The sequence below is a fragment of the Chitinophaga jiangningensis genome (genome assembly GCF_900142605.1).
In the GTDB taxonomy this organism is placed as follows: Bacteria; Bacteroidota; Bacteroidia; order Chitinophagales; family Chitinophagaceae; genus Chitinophaga; species Chitinophaga jiangningensis.
This window is the reverse complement of sequence record NZ_FRBL01000008.1, coordinates 219,436-236,845: the sequence shown is the minus strand read 5'-3', so window position 1 is coordinate 236,845 and position 17,410 is coordinate 219,436. Positions and strand designations below refer to the sequence as shown.

The 17,410-nt window shown below is 47.3% G+C and carries 14 protein-coding genes; 5 read left to right on the top strand and 9 right to left on the bottom strand.

Annotated features, from left to right (window positions below):
• Positions 1-36: 36 nt before the first annotated feature.
• Entirely contained in the window at positions 37-1,188 is a 1,152-nt protein-coding gene (locus BUB18_RS21625; protein WP_073085076.1) for a FecR family protein, read from the bottom strand.
• A 71-nt stretch (positions 1,189-1,259) separates the two neighbouring features.
• On the bottom strand, positions 1,260-1,835 hold the full coding sequence (locus tag BUB18_RS21620; RefSeq protein WP_073085074.1) for an RNA polymerase sigma factor: 576 nt from the start codon (positions 1,833-1,835) through the stop codon (positions 1,260-1,262).
• A gap of 120 nt (positions 1,836-1,955) precedes the next feature.
• On the opposite strand from BUB18_RS21620, the gene BUB18_RS21615 reads away from it, so the two are divergent.
• The 3 genes from BUB18_RS21615 to BUB18_RS21605 all read left to right on the top strand — a co-directional run bounded on the left by BUB18_RS21615 (position 1,956) and on the right by BUB18_RS21605 (position 3,999).
• On the top strand, positions 1,956-2,282 hold the full coding sequence (locus BUB18_RS21615; protein ID WP_073085072.1) for a hypothetical protein: 327 nt from the start codon (positions 1,956-1,958) through the stop codon (positions 2,280-2,282).
• A gap of 170 nt (positions 2,283-2,452) precedes the next feature.
• Positions 2,453-2,992, top strand: a complete 540-nt coding sequence (locus BUB18_RS21610; RefSeq protein ID WP_073085070.1) for a hypothetical protein — start codon at positions 2,453-2,455, stop codon at positions 2,990-2,992.
• 131 nt (positions 2,993-3,123) lie between these two features.
• Positions 3,124-3,999, top strand: a complete 876-nt coding sequence (locus tag BUB18_RS21605; protein WP_073085068.1) for an archaemetzincin — start codon at positions 3,124-3,126, stop codon at positions 3,997-3,999.
• Positions 4,000-4,001: 2 nt separating this feature from the next.
• Here the strand turns inward: BUB18_RS21605 and BUB18_RS21600 are convergent, their stop codons facing one another.
• Positions 4,002-4,373 carry a YdeI/OmpD-associated family protein gene (locus BUB18_RS21600; protein ID WP_073085322.1) on the bottom strand — a complete coding sequence of 124 codons (372 nt, stop codon included), beginning with the start codon at positions 4,371-4,373 and terminating at the stop codon, positions 4,002-4,004.
• Positions 4,374-4,474: 101 nt separating this feature from the next.
• On the opposite strand from BUB18_RS21600, the gene BUB18_RS21595 reads away from it, so the two are divergent.
• Together BUB18_RS21595 and BUB18_RS21590 are read left to right on the top strand one after the other, a co-directional pair.
• Positions 4,475-4,825: a VOC family protein gene (locus tag BUB18_RS21595; RefSeq protein ID WP_073085066.1), complete on the top strand. Its 351-nt coding sequence runs from the start codon at positions 4,475-4,477 to the stop codon at positions 4,823-4,825.
• A 64-nt stretch (positions 4,826-4,889) separates the two neighbouring features.
• Positions 4,890-5,519, top strand: a complete 630-nt coding sequence (locus BUB18_RS21590; protein WP_073085064.1) for a sigma-70 family RNA polymerase sigma factor — start codon at positions 4,890-4,892, stop codon at positions 5,517-5,519.
• 1 nt (position 5,520) lies between these two features.
• On the opposite strand, the gene BUB18_RS21585 is transcribed toward BUB18_RS21590, so the two are convergent.
• The 6 genes from BUB18_RS21585 to BUB18_RS21565 all read right to left on the bottom strand — a co-directional run bounded on the left by BUB18_RS21585 (position 5,521) and on the right by BUB18_RS21565 (position 17,359).
• Entirely contained in the window at positions 5,521-6,651 is a 1,131-nt protein-coding gene (locus BUB18_RS21585; protein ID WP_073085062.1) for an epoxide hydrolase family protein, read from the bottom strand.
• 99 nt (positions 6,652-6,750) lie between these two features.
• Entirely contained in the window at positions 6,751-11,355 is a 4,605-nt protein-coding gene (locus tag BUB18_RS21580) for an IPT/TIG domain-containing protein (RefSeq protein ID WP_073085060.1), read from the bottom strand.
• Between the two features lie 160 nt (positions 11,356-11,515).
• The gene (locus tag BUB18_RS21575; protein WP_073085058.1) at positions 11,516-13,225 is read right to left on the bottom strand and encodes a RagB/SusD family nutrient uptake outer membrane protein; all 1,710 of its coding nucleotides are present in this window, start codon (positions 13,223-13,225) and stop codon (positions 11,516-11,518) included.
• A gap of 18 nt (positions 13,226-13,243) precedes the next feature.
• Positions 13,244-16,363 (bottom strand): SusC/RagA family TonB-linked outer membrane protein, encoded by a 3,120-nt coding sequence (locus BUB18_RS21570; RefSeq protein WP_073085056.1) that lies wholly within the window; start codon positions 16,361-16,363, stop codon positions 13,244-13,246.
• A gap of 421 nt (positions 16,364-16,784) precedes the next feature.
• The gene (locus tag BUB18_RS30115) at positions 16,785-16,913 is read right to left on the bottom strand and encodes a hypothetical protein (RefSeq protein ID WP_262487694.1); all 129 of its coding nucleotides are present in this window, start codon (positions 16,911-16,913) and stop codon (positions 16,785-16,787) included.
• A 35-nt stretch (positions 16,914-16,948) separates the two neighbouring features.
• Positions 16,949-17,359 carry a VOC family protein gene (locus BUB18_RS21565; protein ID WP_073085054.1) on the bottom strand — a complete coding sequence of 137 codons (411 nt, stop codon included), beginning with the start codon at positions 17,357-17,359 and terminating at the stop codon, positions 16,949-16,951.
• Positions 17,360-17,410 lie beyond the last annotated feature (51 nt).

Genomic DNA, 17,410 nt, shown 5'->3' with positions numbered 1-17,410 from the left:
CGGTTTAAAAGGGTGATTGGTTGATAATCTCCTGTCTTATTGTGCTATGGATAAGCGGTTGTTGTTCAAACTGAATTTTATGTTACTTGTTTTTTCAATTGCTCTTAATAGTACAGGGAGTGGTGTGCTCCTTGGTAGTTGGCCGTAAAGTCGGGCTTCCGGTAATGATGCATAATCGATTTCGATATCGTACCAGCGTTCCAGTTGGTGTGCCACTGCGGAGATGTCAGTGTCTGAGAAGTAGAACAGGTCTGACATCCAGGCGACATCTTCTTTAGTGTCCACTTTTCTGATGTGTAGCTGGTTGTTGGACAGGGTAGCCTGTTCGCCTGGTTTCAGCAGGGTGGGTGGCTGCTGTTGTGGCTTCACGAGGATGCTACCTTGTAGCAGTGTTGTTTTCACATAAGCTTCATCGTTATAGGCTTTAACGTTAAAGGATGTACCGAGCACGGTAATTTTTTCGTTGTTCACGATTACTTCGAACGGGTGTTGTGCCTGCTGTGCCACTTCGAAATAGGCTTCGCCGGTAAGTGTAACCTGCCGGGTATCCCCGAATGCGGTAGGGTATTGCAGGCTGCTGGCTGCATTGAGCCATACTTTGGTACCATCGGGCAGTTCCAGTTTAAACTGGCGGCCGCGTGGGGTGGAGAGTGTGTTGTACACTATTTCACCCGTGGCGGGGCTTTCCTGGTAGGAGAGCGTACCGTTGCCGGATTGTACGGCGGTGGTGCCGTTGTCTTCGATCACGTGGCGGTTGCGCAGGGTGTCGAGCGTTACCTGTTTTCCGTTGGACAGGGTGAGCACGACGGCATTGCGTTTAGTCGCCGGTGTTAGTGCCGCTATGCTTTTAGTGGTAGCAGGCGGTTGTAACAATACATACTGCCGGTAGCCCAGCACGATGGCGGCAAAGGTGATACTGGCGGCTGCCCATAGCACGTATGGTTTCATACGGGTGACCTTTTTTTCCGGTTGTTTGTCGAGGATACGGTGCAGCATGGCGGCGGTATCTTCGGCGGTGAACACGGCCGGGTCGGCGGCGGTCAGCGTTGGAAGCTGTTCAAAATACAGTCTGTATTGGCTTTCGTTGGCAGGGTCTGCCAGTAAAGCGTGCAGTTCCTCGTACTCTTCTTGGGTACAGGAGCGGTTGATTGCTTTTTTGAACAGGAATTCCAAGCGTTTGTCGTTCATTGTAAGTCGGTGTACATTATTAAAGACAGGAGGGAGATCAAAAAGGAGATATGGGAGGGAAAATTTTTTTGTTAGGGCTTTTTGAACAGGAATATGGCGAATGCGATATGGACTTTGATAGAGATCATGCGCTGCAGGAATTTCAGTGCCAGCTGGTTGTATTTCTTTACGGAGTCGGTGGAGAGGTTCATTTTATCAGCGATTTCGGGGTTTTTATAGCCCTGGGCGCGGAGTAGGAACACGGTTTTTTGTTGGGAGGGGAGTCGCTCGATGGCTTTTTCCAGGTGTTCGTGCGTGGCCGCTGTTTCTGGCTGGTCGGGGGTGTGGAGTATGAATTTAGAATATTGTTGCTGATGTTTTCTCTCTGTGATCAGTTTATTGATATAATTGATAGTATGGTTTCTTAACAGGATAAAAAGGTAAGCATTGAATTTTTGGATGGCGGGCAGTTTGGCTCGTTCGTTCCATACTTTGAGGAATACGTCCTGCACGATTTCTTCTGTTTGCTCTTTGGAGCCGGTGATAGCATATACGATTTTCCCTGTCTGGTGAACATATCCGTTGAATAGGACGGTAAAAGCCTGCTCGTCACTGTTGGCAATTTGGTTCAGTATGTCGCGCTCATTATCGATACTAATTAACCCCATACTTAGTCTTGGTTGATTGTGACCGGTAATTTAGTAAAAAAATAGGTATTTATTAACCTGGGTTAACGAATAGGCAGATGCGGGGAGCTAGTTTTGTGCTATCATAAAAAAATTAAGGTTATGCTCTTCAGTATTGTATTATTGATTCATTTTGTTGCTTTCGCTTTGTATCTGGCTTATCTGGGGGCGTTGTGGCCTACGCGTGGTGCGGGCCCGCGGAGTAAGATGAGTTTGTACTTAGGGATTATATTGTTGGTTACCGGGGTGGTGTTGGTATGTTTGAAGTATCCGCATGTGAATTATTACAAGGTAATACCGAAAACAGCGGCATTTTTAGGGGTAACGGGGATAAATATACGCTTTGGCGAGCGGGACTTGACGAAGGGGGCTTATTACTGGCTGATGGGGTTGGCGATAGGGGCCGGGGTAGTGGCGGTGTGGCATTGAGGGGGAGTGCTATCTACATATATAAAGATGTATATGATTTTCTTATTTTGCCTCCATGAAAAAAACGAGGACAAAAAGAATTAACAAATCTGTTTTGGGTGGATTTTTGCTGGTGCTGATCGTGGCTGTATGTATTGTTGCTTATATTGTTGAAGTAAGAAAAGTCGGTATTGGCAATCGACCTTTATGAGCAGCCTGAACAATGGGCCCCGACAATTATAACTGTTCCTGAACAACCAATTATGATTAATAAAACTGATGAATTTATCAACAACAGACTAATCTGGAAAGCAAAAAAATACGGCCTGCCACAGGAGTTCAGTTTATTTTACAACGACTTAACTGATGAGCAAGTTGCCTATCTCTCCAACTACTTCAATCCAGATAAAGCAGGAATCCCTGTTTTATTTTTTACCAGTCCAGGTAAAGAATGGACATTAGTCTGCACGCGACAGATTATCGGTTTTGATCTTCATTCTCATTATACTGTATGTCTCAAAGAAGTGAAAACTATGTTTCCGTATGCGGAAAGAGAGATCAATGATCCTTTACAGAGAGGGAGAGCATACTGGAAAAAGGCATCGCAACAGTTGGAGGTAAAAACAAAGCATGATGTATCTCTCTTATTTCATGCTGCCAATCCAACGGAAGTGTGTACTTTATGGAATTTGCTGATAATGGCGGTGGGGTTTAATCAGGAGGATTGGTAAAATCAGGGAATCGATTGTCAGGATTGAATATTCACCTGTTGTAATGAACTATATATTTATAGTAGTTCTATAGCAGTATTATGACTTTATGGAAATAGAGCCTCTTTGCATCTATCTGTAAACCGTCACCTATGACTTTCCCTTTTCAATTACTTACTATTGCTGTATTCCTAATCTCCATATCATCCTGCCATCTGCATCAAACGCCCGATGCCCGCTACTTCGACATCGCTGCTGCCGCAGATCTGCCACTCGAAAAACCATCCCCCTTCGAATGGCGCTACATGCATGACGAAAAACCACAAACCTTTTCAGACTATAAAAAAGTCATTCTTCCTTCAGGTAAATCCTGCATTTACCTTTTGCCGGTAGGCGAGTTTAATAACTTACAAATGAAAGCCCTGCTGACAACCAGGAGCTATATTGAAATTTTTTATCAGCAACCTGTAAAGTTCCTTCCCGGGTTGAAAGACGACCTGGTGCCGCTCACTGCAAGACGTATCCAGGCCGATAAGCATATTCAGTTATTGGCTCCTTACATTTTGGATACACTGCTAAACAACAGGCTGCCGTGCGACGGAATAGCATTGATGGCCATCACCGCCAAAGACCTATATCCTAAAGCGGATTGGAACTTTGTTTTTGGACTGTCGTCTTATGTTAACAGGGTAGGGGTCACCTCTATTTATCGCTTTCAGGATACTAGGGACTCATTGAACTATCAGATAATGCTGAGGCGTCTTAACAGCATATCATCACATGAACTGGGGCATATGCTGCAAATGAGGCACTGTCTCCACGCTAAATGCGTAATGAATGGCTCCAATGGCCTCCGCGAAACCGATAAAACCCCTAGCCGACTCTGCTCCGAATGCCAGAAAAAAATGTCGTGGCGGTTTAAATATGATAATTTCAAAAGACTCAAACAACTAGCCGCATTTTACAAAAGTAATGGGTTAGAAAATGACTACGCAGTCTTAAAGCCAGAACTGGACGCCCTGGATTAAACTTACTCCACCACCCACATCCCCGTCCTTTTCGCCAAATCAATCTTCTCCTGCCCATGCTTCGTCATCAACCCCTCGGCAATCAGTCGCTCCGCCCGCTCAATATTGGGCTTGCTCCACTTGCTCTTCGCTTTCCGGGGTGTAAACGTCAGGTAAAAACTTTCCTCATCACGCTTTTTAGCCTTGCTGTCTATCCAGCCAAAGCAGAGGGCTTCCTCTGTGGCCTCAATCAGCGATAAACAAGGCACTTTACTGTGCTTGCGGTACTGTATCAGCCATACCCCTGCTTCCTGCTGACTGTTTTTTTGAAGCCATTTGCGCCATTCGGCTCTGGTAGGGGCATATACGGCTTGTCTTCCATCAAGTGTTTCCATAACTAGTAGCATTGTTTGGTAAAAGTAGGACCGGGGTTTGACAACCCTATGTCAGTAGCCTCAAAAAAATTTTGCAGTGGATTTACTAACTTTAATTTTATATGATCACACTCTCCCTCATCGTCCTAAAAACCAACCAACTACAAGCCCAACGCGATTTCTACTCGCTCTTAGGCTTTCAGTTCGACTACCACCGCCACGGCAACGGGCCTTACCATTACGCCAGTACGGGTAACCCGGTAGTACTTGAAATTTACCCGCTGCCTAAAGGAATCACCACACCAGATACCACCACCCGCCTGGGCTTTATGGTTGAAAACCTCGACATTTTAATTGATCAACTTACCGCCAGCGGCTATACCATAATAGTACCCCCAGCCCAAACGGACTGGGGGTACAGCGCTGTTGTACAAGACTGCGACGGCAGAAAAATTGAACTTACACAGCTTTAAAAGGTTACACGATTTCCCGTAAAATATATTGTAACCTTTTTCAGTAGTTGGCATCTAATAGGGTATGAAGCAAACATCGCCGGCCACCATCCCTGACGCCGTCATCATTGAAAAAATAGAAAATGGGGAGAAGCAACGTTTTGAGTTACTGATACGTAAGTATAACCAGCGACTTTACAGACTCGGTATGTCCATATTAGCTGATCCCGCTGATACGGAAGATGCTATGCAAACTGCGTATATACACGCCTATGAAGGATTGGCGCAATTAGAAACACCTTCGTTTTTTGGCACCTGGCTAACCCGTATTATGCTGAACCAATGTCTGGCACAAAAAAGAAAGGGAAACTACCATCTACCTATAACCAACAACAATATAAATATGACAACACCTGCTAACGAATTGCTCAATAAAGAACTCAGCCAAATCCTGGAAAATGCCATCGCGCAATTACCGGAAAAATACAGACTGGTATTTGTACTGCGCGAAATTGAAGCCATGAGCGTGCGCGAAACTTCGGATACGCTCAGCATACAGGAAGTAAATGTAAAGGTTCGCCTTAACAGGGCCAAAGCTATGCTGCGACAAAACCTGCACGGCTATATGAAGGATTCCGTTTACAGCTTTCACCTTTCAAAATGTGATCGTATCGTACATTATGTGATGCATCACCTGGGCATTGCAGATGCCTGAATTACAATGAGGAGAAAAAGGTACGTATATCACCCGCCAGCAATGCCGGCTGTTCCATGGCCGCAAAGTGGCCACCCTTATCAAACTCCGTCCAGCGTTGTACATTAAACAAGCGCTCCGCATAATCCCTTGGCGCTGCAATCAAATCCTTAAATTCCGCTACTCCGGCAGGGGTGGCAAGTTTTTCAGTGGTAGTTTTTTGGGGAGATGCCATTGCCTGCGCCATTTCATAGTATAGTCGGTTGGCAGAATGAATCGTTTCAGTACCCCAGTAAATGGTGAGATTGGTAAGCAACTCATCTTTCGTAAACACCGCTTCGAGGTCCCCCGGATGGTCGCTCCAGCGATAGAATTTTTCAATGATCCATGCCGCAAGGCCCGCAGGGGAGTCGTTGAGGCCATAGCCAAGCGTTTGTGGTTTCGTGCTCTGGATCATGGCATAAGCGCCTTCCAGCTGCTGCCATTGTTTGCCTTTTTCCAGATATTCCTTTTCTGCCTGTGACAACTCTCCCGGAGGAATTTCAAAGAGATGAATGAAAGGTATATCCGTGAGGTGAATGGCTGCTACCTGATCAGGGTGCTGCCTGGCCAGCAGTTCGGTAATGGTACTGCCCCAGTCGCCACCATGCGCCATAAATGTATCGTAGCCCAACTGCTGCATTAAGGCCGCAAACACCGAGGCAATTTTCGAAGGATTCATCCCCGGCGCAATGGGCTTACCCGAAAAGCCATAGCCGGGAATAGAAGGCACTACTACATCAAAACTAACCCCCTCCTCATCTGCAGCGGTTAACAGTGGAATCAGCTTCAGGAAACGGACAAAACTATCCGGATAGCCATGAGTCAGCAATAGCGGGATAGAGGAGTTTCCCCGGCCTTTTTCCCAAATGTAATGAATAGTACTTCCCTGTATTTCACTGGTGTAGTGACGGAATGTGTTCAGGTACTGTTGTTGCTGCTCCCAGTTGAATTCGTTGAACCAATATGCACATAGTTCCTGCAGGTATGCCTTGTTGGTACCTGCCATCCAATCGGAGTTATCTATCTCGGTAATCCAGCGTGTTGCCGCTAGCCGGGCACGAAGATCATCCAGCATCTCCTGGCTGAAATAGATCTGGAATGGTGTACACATCGTCCTGCTACTTTAGTGATACTATTGCTGACACAAGTCACGTACCGGATTTATGCTGCCTGACAAGCTTTGCCATTGGCTGGTCAGTCGGAATAGGTACTAAGGACTAACAATGATAGCCGCGGATATGGATTGTGTGCCATCCCGCCACGACAAATAATACATACCTGCTTTTATTCCCGTTAACATCATCCGGGTTTGAGTGGTCCCGGGTGTGGTCGCTACAACCCGGACGATATCCCCACCGGCATTTAGCAAATAAATTTTTGCATTGTTTGCTATCGGATGAGTTACCCAGGTGTACCTAACGGCAGGGTTAGGATAAATAGCAATTTTTTTGGCAGGATCCTCCAATGGACTCAAAAATGTAAATCCGGACAAGGAGGCGTAAGGGAGAGAAGGCGTAACTACCGTTACTGCACCGCTGCTGCCTTTGCTTACTATGGCAGTAATGAGAGAATCAGTAATCACACTAAAGCCGGCTGCATTTGTACCTCCAAAGGCCACCGCTGTAACAGATTTAAAGAAGCTGCCATAAATCGTCACTGTATCGCCCATAGCAGCAGCCGCTGGTTCAAAATGCGAGATGGCTGGCGGTGGCTGGGTAAATATAAAGCCCGCTTTTTTTCCTTCACCCTTGCTGTTGATTACCCTCACTTCCCCACTTTCCCCAAAGCCGACGGTTGCAATAATAGTACTGTCATTTACCACACTGAAGTTCAGAGAAGATGCTGTATTAAACGCTACGTAATAGGCGTCTGTAAAGTTAATTCCATGGATAGTAAGCTGACTGTTCAATGTGCCTGTAGCAGGAGAGAATCCTGTGATAACAGGTGCGGGCGCTACATAAGCAAATCCCGGCATTGACAAAACCCCGGCAGGTGTTGATACTTCCACATTCCCTGATCTGCCTCTGCCTAGCACAGCTGTGATGGTGGTATCGTTCACAATGGTAAATCTTTGGACTGCAATTCCGCCAAAGCTAACATTACTGCTACCGCTCAGCCTATGGCCAGTGATAGTTACTAAATCTCCAAAACCGCCACTGGAAGGATAAAAATTCAGTATAGCCGGCTGGTCGGTAAAAATAAAACCGCTCGCAGCCCCATTGCCTTTATCAGTTTGAATAGTGATAGCTCCGGAGCTACCGTGTGCTACTATCGCTGTAATAAGGGTATCTGCAATTACTTTAAAACTCATTGCTGATTCACTCCCAAACTTTACGGTATGAGCCCCCGTGAAATTTGTACCGCGAATGGTGACAGTGGTCCCGGCGGTAGCACTGGTGGGTGAGAAGGAAGTAATGATGGGAGGTGGCAGCACATATGTAAATCCCGCTTTGCCAACTAAAGGAAAGCCGGATACAAGCAATACAACGCTTCCGCTGTTACCTTCTCCCACCACTGCTTCAACTACAGTATCTGATATTACTTTAAATGAACGGGCGTGCAAGGCTCCAAATAATACTGCATAAGTCTTGCTCAGATTCAAGCCTTTAATAGTTACCGTGCGGCTCTGCCAGGCAGTATCCGGCGTAAAGCTCAGTATAATTGGCGCATCTGTTATCCAGTTGAAACCTTGCAGGGAGTCAACTCCCCAATCGCTGTCCACCGTTACCGCCCCAATGGCACCTGTCCCTACCACAGCAGTAATCTTAGTGTCAGATATTACATTCCAGGAGGTAGCTTTTACACCTCCAAATTTTACGGCCATAATATTTCGGAAATTATTACCTGTAATGGTAACGGTAGTACCCGGCTTCGCCGTAGTCGGAGTAAATGCCGATATTTTTGGAGCTGGGTATACAAATGCAAACTGACGCAAGTTATACATATCATAACCGCGTTCATCTGTTTTTAAATTAACGTATCCTGATGCCCCTTTACCCACGACAGCAACAATGAGGGTATCGCCATACACCTGGTACGTGGCCACGGGCACACCTCCCAGCGATACGCCGGTCACCCACTGGAAATACCTCCCACTAATGCGTATTGTATCGCCTTCCCGGCCGGTTTGTGGCATATATGCTGTAGTAACTGGCACGGGTATACGGAAGCTGAAGCCAGGCAGTTCAGCGTCTGCAGTAGCAGAAGAAACGCTCACCTTTCCGCTACTGCCACGTCCAACCACCGCCATGATAGCGGTATCGCTTTGCACTTTAAATTGGCCGGCGTCGCTCCCTCCGAATGTGACATGGGTAATAAAATCGAAATAATTACCGTTGATCATCACTGTATCTCCTATAGTAGCGGTGGAAGGATAGAAGCGGGTAATCATAGGAACAGGCGGCTTGTAGGTGAAGCCCGCCGAACTATCTGCCCCGCCATTGCTGGCAACAGTTACATAACCCGTGGCCCCCGCACCCGCGACAACAGTAATAATACTATCGGAAATAATCGTAAAAGGGCTGTTCACACCACCCAGCAATACCTGCGTGACATCGGTAAAATGACTGCCGCGTATAGTTACTGGTGTTCGTACAGTCGCTTGCGTGGGAGTAAATGAAGTAATGGCCGGTTTATCTGCAATAAATAAAAAGTCAGCCTTGCTACCGATCCCTGCAGGTGTTATCACTGTTATAAGTCCGCCCGCACCCTCGCCCACCACAGCAGTAATAGTGCTGTCATTCTGCACCTGGAAGCTTTGAGCCGGCACTCCGCCAAATGTAACCTGGATGGCACCTGTAAAGTGACTGCCTGTGATGCGGATCATATCCGTTTTCCTGGCACTTTCTGGGCTAAAAGCATCAATTACCGGGTTGTCAGCCGCATTTATCCTGTTGTAATATAGGGAGATGCCACCGGCACCTGCAGACGCTATATCAGGTTTGCTATCATTATTCAGATCAGCAATGGTAATTAGCGTAGGTTGATGTGGCGCAGGATAATTAATGGCGGTACCGAATGCTATCTGGTTTTTATCAGACAGATTTTTAAAAACAGATATAACGCTGCTTGTACCTCCTGGAAATGCCAGGTCAGGTTTGCCGTCTCCATCCAGGTCACCGATGCCAATTCTTGCAGGGATATAGCCTATGGCGAATTCCACAGGATTGCCAAACGAGATGTTACCTGGCACAGAGTTATTTTTCAGGATACCAAAATAACCGTTTTTGTTAACGGTAATGATATCGGGTAACTGATCTCCGTCGATATCCGCCACCAGTATCCGCTTTGCCAGGTATTTTATTTGCTGCCTTGCTGCCATACTAACTACGCCTTTTAACTGCAGGATATTCCGGTAAAATAATAAGCCGCCATAATAAGGATCCAGCACCAACAAATCATTCTTGCCGTCGCCGTCCAAATCCTCGATGATAGCTGATTCCCCACCAGTTAATGAAGGAGATACAGGAGTAAGTAATAAAATACTGTCGACGGTAACGTTGAGGCCTATACGACCTACACTCACACTCTGGCTCTGTACCAATACATCGGGTCTGCCGTCAACATCCAGATCTCCGGTACTAACCCTGTTGGAGTAAAGGCTGGTCAATGGCGCGGACTGGTGCTGCGCGAAGGCAATACTATCACGGGTCGAAATATTACGAATAACAGTGACCGCCTTCCCATCGGAATTAACTGTAAGCACGAGGTCCTTTCTGCCGTCGCCATCCATATCAGCCCAGCCTGTTTCAGTTTGATCCAGCGTAGCCGTTAAAACCCTGTTTTCCACTGCGGCAAAGGTTTCATTTCCCAGATTTTTTATAACGGTATTGACTACCTGTAGTTGAGTTGGTGTGGCGTATGGTGCCACCAGGTCTACACGCTGGTCATTATTCATATCCAGTGCCAGGAGCTCAAAAGGGGGCTGTGCAGGGCGGTAGGTATAGCCGGCAGCAAAAGAGCTGCTGGTGATCGGGCCACCGGCAAAAGTTACATCAAACGCAACGGGTGAGGTAGCAGTGGCCTTGTTAGTTGTCACAGATAACGATTCATAGGATGCGCCCACCGGTACATTTACTGTTAAGGTACTTTCCGTAACAGCCAGCACCTTTGCCTGCGCCGCACCAAAATACACGGTATTCTTATTGGCCACCGGATGGAAGTGATGGCCATAAATAGTAACGATTGTACCCACCGGCCCCCGGGAAGGGGCAATGCCGGTAATCTGAGGGCCTGCAGGCAAACAGGTGAAGCCGGATATAGCACCGTTGCCGGCGGTCGTCGTTACTGTAACGTCGCCACTGCCAGGCTTTCCTGCAATCGCTACCAATTGCGTATCCTGTACGGAAATGATGCTATCCACCGCATTGCCTCCTAACATTATGCCGGTGACATCTTTTAAATACTTTCCTTTGATGGTAACTACCGCACCACTGCTAACAAGCTTCGGGGAGTAACTGGTAACGCGCGGAGCTGTGGGAATATATTTAAAGCCTGGCAGGGAATCCTCCCCGTCTGCGTTAGATACGTACACATTTCCGGAGGATCCTTCCTGCACCACTATCTGCATCGTAGTAGAAGTCCGCGATAGTATAAATGCAAAAGACCTGGCATCCCCAAGTTCAACGCTTGCATAATTCAGGTTAGTACCTGTAATGGTAACGGTGTCATTCAGTCCGGCCATTTGTGGGCTAAAGGAAGTGATACGCGGTGGATTTGCCCTTTTAAAACCAGCAGGATAGATATCCAGGGCATATATACTTACACCTGTAGTCAGCATGGTAGCCAACAACAGAAAGTGCCTCAGTTGCTTCATAGTATAGGTAATAAGAGCCCAAAAGTAAAATTTGTTTTGGATAATTTACAGCTATTGCAACCGATCGCCTCTACATGATAACTTAAATGTATTCCAGCTCGGTATTTACATCTCCCTAAAAACAAAAAAAGGTCCGGCTCATAAGCCGGACCTGCCAATTTTAATTTCCATATCCTGTATTCTGCTCTAACACCGCCCCTGTATTCTGCGTAATCTCCGTAGAAGGAATCGGCCATAGGTTATGGTACGGCTCAATGGTAAGCCCCGATTTCGGATTATACCGCTTATCACGATCGTACAACAGCCCTAAGCGCGTCAGCGTTACCGCACGGAACTCTTCCATGTATAACTCACGTAAACGCTCATCCAGGAGATAATCTATATTCATTTCACCCGCAGTGGCCAGGCCAGCCTGCGATCTGTTACGCACCACATTCACATCGTCAGCAGCTTTCTGCTTGTCGCCCTTGCGGAGATAGGCTTCTGCCCTTAACAGGTAAGTTTCTGCCAGGCGGGCCATGTACTTCTGCATAAATAACCTGGAAGCGCCATTCAACAACAAACCACCAAACGGATTGGTGACGTTGGTCAAAATAGAAGGACCAGCAACCGCTACAAAGTCGCCCGCAGAAGGTGAAGTTTTCCTGATCACCGGGTAAAAATTACGGATGGTATCGCGGAAGTCGGCCGGCTGCACTTTGTCCTTATAACCATCTTTCACATACCATTTGCCGTAATCAGGGGAGGTGGCAGGCACACCGGAAATACGAATGTCGCGCACAATGTTGTTAGGCGAATTGCGTATATCTCCCGGCGTCCAGATCTCGTAAAAGAAGTGCGAGGTAGGCCTGATCCAGCCAATGCCGTTGGAGGAAACGCTGTCCACAAACTTCGCATTGTAGAGGATTGGAATCTTCGTTTTTGTTGTGGACTCCACAATCCTTACACCGGTTAAACTCGGTACCACCGCCCAGGCCGTTTGATCGCCCACGGAGGAGGAGTTGTTAAGTGTAGATTGTATCACCAGCAAACCTTCATGGTTACCGGTGCTGTAGTTCTGGTTGTTGTATTCAAACAGATCGCGGTATACATCGCCCGGCAAATTGGCTCTTCTGCCAAACCTGCTGGTCATCAGTGATACACCGGAAAAATTAATCACAGAAGAAGCGCTGGCAATGGCGCCGTCGTAATCCTTCAATGAAATCAGCACCTCAGTAAGAATATGCTGTGCTATCTGTTTATTAACCGTACCATCAGGTACTTTGTTGATATCTGAGAGTAAGCCTACTGCCTGTTCCAGGTCCTTTTTACATTGGAGATAAACACTGTCCCTGCTGGCACGCACATAATCGTAACGGGGCGCTGCCAGTTCATTTAACTCCAGCGGCACACCGCCAAACAAATTCGCCAGGATGTTGTAGGAGTAGGCCCTGAAAAACAATGCCTGTCCCATGAAATTGTTTTTATCCGCATCGCTCAACTGTTTGGATTTATTCAGTTGACTGATGATCAGGTTAGCATTGGTGATAATCTTGTAATAAGCCGTCCAGATGCCCTGCGGGATAAAATAGCTGGGCACCATGGTGGCCTTGTAGGCATTCAGTTTGGCTGCCGGATCATAGTCCGTGCCGTTAAAGGCGAAGTCAGTAGCGTAGTACAACCCGAAATAAGTATCCAGGTTGATATTGCCCATATAAATATTCCTGACACCATTGTACAGGTTATTGGTAGCCTGTTGATATTGTGTGGCGTTTTGCAGGGAGTTGTCAGGCGTGTAGATCGACAGCGGGTCCTCATCCAAAAAGCTTTTACTACAGGAAGCTACTACCGCACTGATGCCAAACAGGTATATGAAGAGTGTTTTTTTCATGTCTTGAAGTTTTATGCATTAAAAGGTCACGTTCACACCCAGTGAATAGTTTTTCATTACCGGGTAACCATTCTGGTCTAAGCCCATACCACCCGGCATTCTCAGCCCCAGCGAAGAGCGCTGGCTGGCAGGCGGGTTAGACTCAGGGTCCCAACCGTCCCATTTGGTGATGGTCAGGAGGTTTTGTGCATTCAGGTATATGCTGGCAGCCCTGATTACTTTCAGGCGACTTAAAACCCCTTCCGGTAAGGAATAGGTGAGGGTTACATCCTGCAAACGGATAAAGCTCCTGGAGAGGTAAGGCCCGAAATTTTCACCCAGTGTGGCTACGTAAGCAGCAATGCTTCTGTAGCGTGCATTCGGATTATTCGGTGTCCAGTAGTCGTATACAAAACCGTTGTTGTTGCGGATGTTATCCGGATTTTGCAGCATAATACCAGGCGCGCCGAGGTAACCATTTTTGCCACCCTGAATGGTATTGATAAAGAACTTCAGCTGGAAAGCCTTGTAGGAGAAACTGTTGCTGATACCCAGACTATAAGAGGGATCCAGCTTTCCGAGGATCTGTTTATCCTCCGGCGTAATTTTTCCATCCCCGTTTCTATCCTCAATGCTATACTGACCCGCCTTGAAACCCTGTTGTGCCAGGCCATCCGGAATCTTGTCGCCAATCTGGTACATGCCGGTGATTTTGTAATCATACACTACGCCGTAGGGCTGACCGATAAAGTAGCTGAGAATAGGGTCTGCACCATTGATCAGGTCTTTTTTAGTACCGTCAATATCCAGCACTTTGTTACGGTTGCGGAAGAAGTTAGCCGTTACTTCCCACTTGAAGTCTTTGCCTGCCACCGGTACACCGGTGATGTTCAGCTCCTGACCTCTGTTCTGTATTTTCCCGATGTTGATCAGGAAAGTGTTGAAGCCCGTAATGGTAGGCGTAGCACGTGAGTTCAACAGGTTTTTGGAATTGGAGAAGTAGAGGTCCAGTGAACCGAAGAGCCGGTTGTTAAGGAAAGAGAAGTCCACACCGGTGTTGAAGGAGTTGGTGGTTTCCCAGCGGAGTGCGGAGTTAGGTAACTGATTCAGGAAGGTACCCAGTTGTGCACCGCCAGAAGTACCGTACAGGTAACCATTCGCCAGCCCTACGCTCATCTGGGCCAGGGTTTGATAGCGGCCTACCGTTCTGTTACCAGTGGAACCGTACGATAACCGTAGTTTCAGGTCATCCAGGAAGCTCACCGGTTTCAGGAATTCTTCTTCCTTCATGCGCCATGCAAAAGCCAGCGATGGGAAGGTAGCCCATTTGTTGGTAGCAGAAAATCCGGAGAAACCATCTCTTCTGACAGTACCGGTGAGGATATATTTTTTATCAAAAGAGTAGGAGAGTCGCGCCATCTGGTACAACGCCTGTTCTTTCCATGGCAAAATGGTCATGTCATTGGAGGTGGTGAGTCGCGCAGGATCGCCCACATCCAGCCTGTTATAAGACAGTGCACCGTTGGTAATACCACCGGCTGAAGTGCTGGTACCATCATGGTTATTAACCTCTGCTCCGTACAATAAAGTCAGGTCCACTCCATGTTTCCCAAAATCTCTTTTATAGGTGAGAATATTATCCAGCGTCAGGAAGTAGTCCGTCTGATAAGTTTTGTAGGCGGTAGCTTCTACGGAAGGCGCGTTGTAATTGAAGCGGTTAGCACTGATATAGTTGTTACCGAAGTTAACGCGGTAGTTCAGTCCTTTGATATACGGTATATCGATGCTCACAAAAAAGTTACCTGTTAAGTTCAGGTTGCGGTCCAGGTCCCTGGATCGTTTGAGTATTTCGATGGGGGTGGGTGTAGTTGTTTGTGCATAAAACTCCAGCATCTGTCCGGTTTTTGGATCATATGGGAGATTATATGGCTTCAGCAGCATAATGTCCGAGAAAGTGGGAGATACGCCGCTGTAGTCGTTGATGGAAAGACTGGTTTGCGCGCCAACGGTTAACCAGTCGGCCGGTTTTGCTTCCACGTTGATACGGATACTGTTTCTGCGGTAGTTATCGCCTTTGATGAGGTTCAGCTGGTCGAAGTAGCCGTAGCCCATATAGAAGCGGAGTTTTTTAGAGCGTCCGCTGAGGCCGATGTTGTGGTTCTGGATCCTGGGGCGACTATTCGTCATCAGGTCCCACCAGTTGGCTTCATAGCCGTTTTTATAGTTGTCGCCTTCGATGGCTGGCATTTTCGTAGTGGGGTCCCAGTTAGGATTCATTTTCGTAGGGTCGTTAGGGTCACGACTCTCAGACAGGTACCAGTCGCCCAGCTTTTGCACGTATTGTGCGCCGGTGGCGGGCTTCATATCTTTCTGCGTCATATCCTGGATGGAGTAGGAGCCGCTGTAATCCACCGTTAGTTTATCCATGCCGTTTGCACCGCTTTTGGTGGTCACCAGTATCACCCCATTGGAGGCCTGGGAGCCGTATACGGCAGCAGCACTGGCATCTTTCAATAAATCAATACTGGCGATGTCAGAAGGGTTGATGGAAGTAAGCGAACCTCTGTAAATCAGTCCGTCTACTACAATCAGCGGGGAAGTAGTACCGGAGATAGAGTTACGGCCGCGCACCATAATGGTGGGGTCGGTTCCTGCTTTGCCTACCTGGCCTACTGTGAGGCCCGGCACTGTTCCGCGCAGGGACGACATCACGTTGGCGTTGGGAGATTGTTTCTGCACCTGTAAGTCGGCCTTGGCAACGGCACCTGTTACGTCCTGTCGTTTCCGGGTACCGTAACCTACTACCACTACGCTGTTCAGCTCACTTACGTTGGAAGATACCACGAATGATAATGGTGTATTGTTGCCGGCAGCGACTTTATAGCCGGTAAAAGATTTAGGATCGTAGCCAATCATACTCACATTGAAAGTATAGCTGGCCGGCGGTAAATTTCTGAATACAAATTTTCCGATGCTGTCGGAAATGGCGATGTTCACACGTTTCCCGCCGGAGGCGGCTTCTACGGTGGCGCCGGGAAGTGGTGTACCTCCCTGGTCTGTAACGGTGCCCACTACGGTGCCTGTTTGCGCGAAGGATTTCACACATACAGCACAAAGGAGCAGCATGATCGCAATGGTAATTTTCCCTATACTTCTCATAACGCAAAATTTTGGGTGTTAGTCAGGGGATAAAGTAGAGTTGGAAGGTTGCAGCCGCCAGCATATTTTCCTGGTGCGCCGTAACGGGCTGTTGTTTTTTTCATAATGTGGTTTTTATAAGTGAATAGATACTGGTTGTGCAAACGATTGCATTTCTTCGATAAAAAAAGAGACACGAAGGTCTTTAGTTGATAGTTTATTCGCCTGTCTATGTACTATATCTGGTTCTTCTCTTCTGGCGATGCTAACAGTATGACTTTCAGCATCGGGCGGTTTTGGTTGTTTATGAACAGTTGTGGTATTAATCGGTGCCAGCTTAGGCTGGAGCACTGACGTAACGGGAAGTTATAGAATAATTGATATTGGTGAAGGTAAATTTTGGGGTGGGATAATATAGTATTAGCAAATGATTAATTTATATTTAAATGGGGAGGAGGATGACACCTTCGGTGTCATCCTGAGGAGCCGTGCTGGCGCGCGGGGAACCTTTGTAAAAATACGGATGGGTTGTGCTGAATGCCAGGCCTATGGCGGCGTGCTCTTGCAACACGTTTTCGCCTTTTATTTTTTAGGGAGATGTGAATGCTATTGCTCCGCATGCAATCCTATTTTATTCCCTTCTGAATCCTGTATGATAGCAATATAACCTGCGGGTATTTGAATTTTGGGAGATAATACCTTTCCGCCGGCGTCGGCTACCCGGTCTATCACCGCCTGAATACTCGGGCTGGCGTTGATATATACTACTGTTCCTTCCCCGGATGGGGTATGCCGTTCCGATTTGGCTAACACACCCGTCACCCGCCCGGAGGTGGCCTGAACTACGTTGGGATCGTATGGGAAAAATACGGACTCATGGTCACCGTCTTTCCGCTTTTCCATTTGAATATCCAGAATGGTTTCATAAAATTTCTTGGCCCTGTCCAGATCCGCCGCCGGGATTTCAAACCAGGTGAGGATGTTCGTGTGTGCGTCGATTTTTTGTAGCTTTTGCATATGTAATGGTGTTGATGATGTGTATAACCATCACAAAGTTCTTGCCGACAT

What these genes read in the sequence shown, in the direction of transcription:
- BUB18_RS21625 (WP_073085076.1), bottom strand. Translation starts at nt 1,188, where the DNA reads ATGAACGACAAACGCTTGGAATTCCTGTTCAAAAAAGCAATCAACCGC.
- BUB18_RS21620 (WP_073085074.1), bottom strand. Translation starts at nt 1,835, where the DNA reads ATGGGGTTAATTAGTATCGATAATGAGCGCGACATACTGAACCAAATT.
- BUB18_RS21615 (WP_073085072.1), top strand. Translation starts at nt 1,956, where the DNA reads ATGCTCTTCAGTATTGTATTATTGATTCATTTTGTTGCTTTCGCTTTG.
- BUB18_RS21605 (WP_073085068.1), top strand. Translation starts at nt 3,124, where the DNA reads ATGACTTTCCCTTTTCAATTACTTACTATTGCTGTATTCCTAATCTCC.
- BUB18_RS21600 (WP_073085322.1), bottom strand. Translation starts at nt 4,373, where the DNA reads ATGGAAACACTTGATGGAAGACAAGCCGTATATGCCCCTACCAGAGCC.
- BUB18_RS21595 (WP_073085066.1), top strand. Translation starts at nt 4,475, where the DNA reads ATGATCACACTCTCCCTCATCGTCCTAAAAACCAACCAACTACAAGCC.
- BUB18_RS21590 (WP_073085064.1), top strand. Translation starts at nt 4,890, where the DNA reads ATGAAGCAAACATCGCCGGCCACCATCCCTGACGCCGTCATCATTGAA.
- BUB18_RS21585 (WP_073085062.1), bottom strand. Translation starts at nt 6,651, where the DNA reads ATGTGTACACCATTCCAGATCTATTTCAGCCAGGAGATGCTGGATGAT.
- BUB18_RS21580 (WP_073085060.1), bottom strand. Translation starts at nt 11,355, where the DNA reads ATGAAGCAACTGAGGCACTTTCTGTTGTTGGCTACCATGCTGACTACA.
- BUB18_RS21575 (WP_073085058.1), bottom strand. Translation starts at nt 13,225, where the DNA reads ATGAAAAAAACACTCTTCATATACCTGTTTGGCATCAGTGCGGTAGTA.
- BUB18_RS21570 (WP_073085056.1), bottom strand. Translation starts at nt 16,363, where the DNA reads ATGAGAAGTATAGGGAAAATTACCATTGCGATCATGCTGCTCCTTTGT.
- BUB18_RS21565 (WP_073085054.1), bottom strand. Translation starts at nt 17,359, where the DNA reads ATGCAAAAGCTACAAAAAATCGACGCACACACGAACATCCTCACCTGG.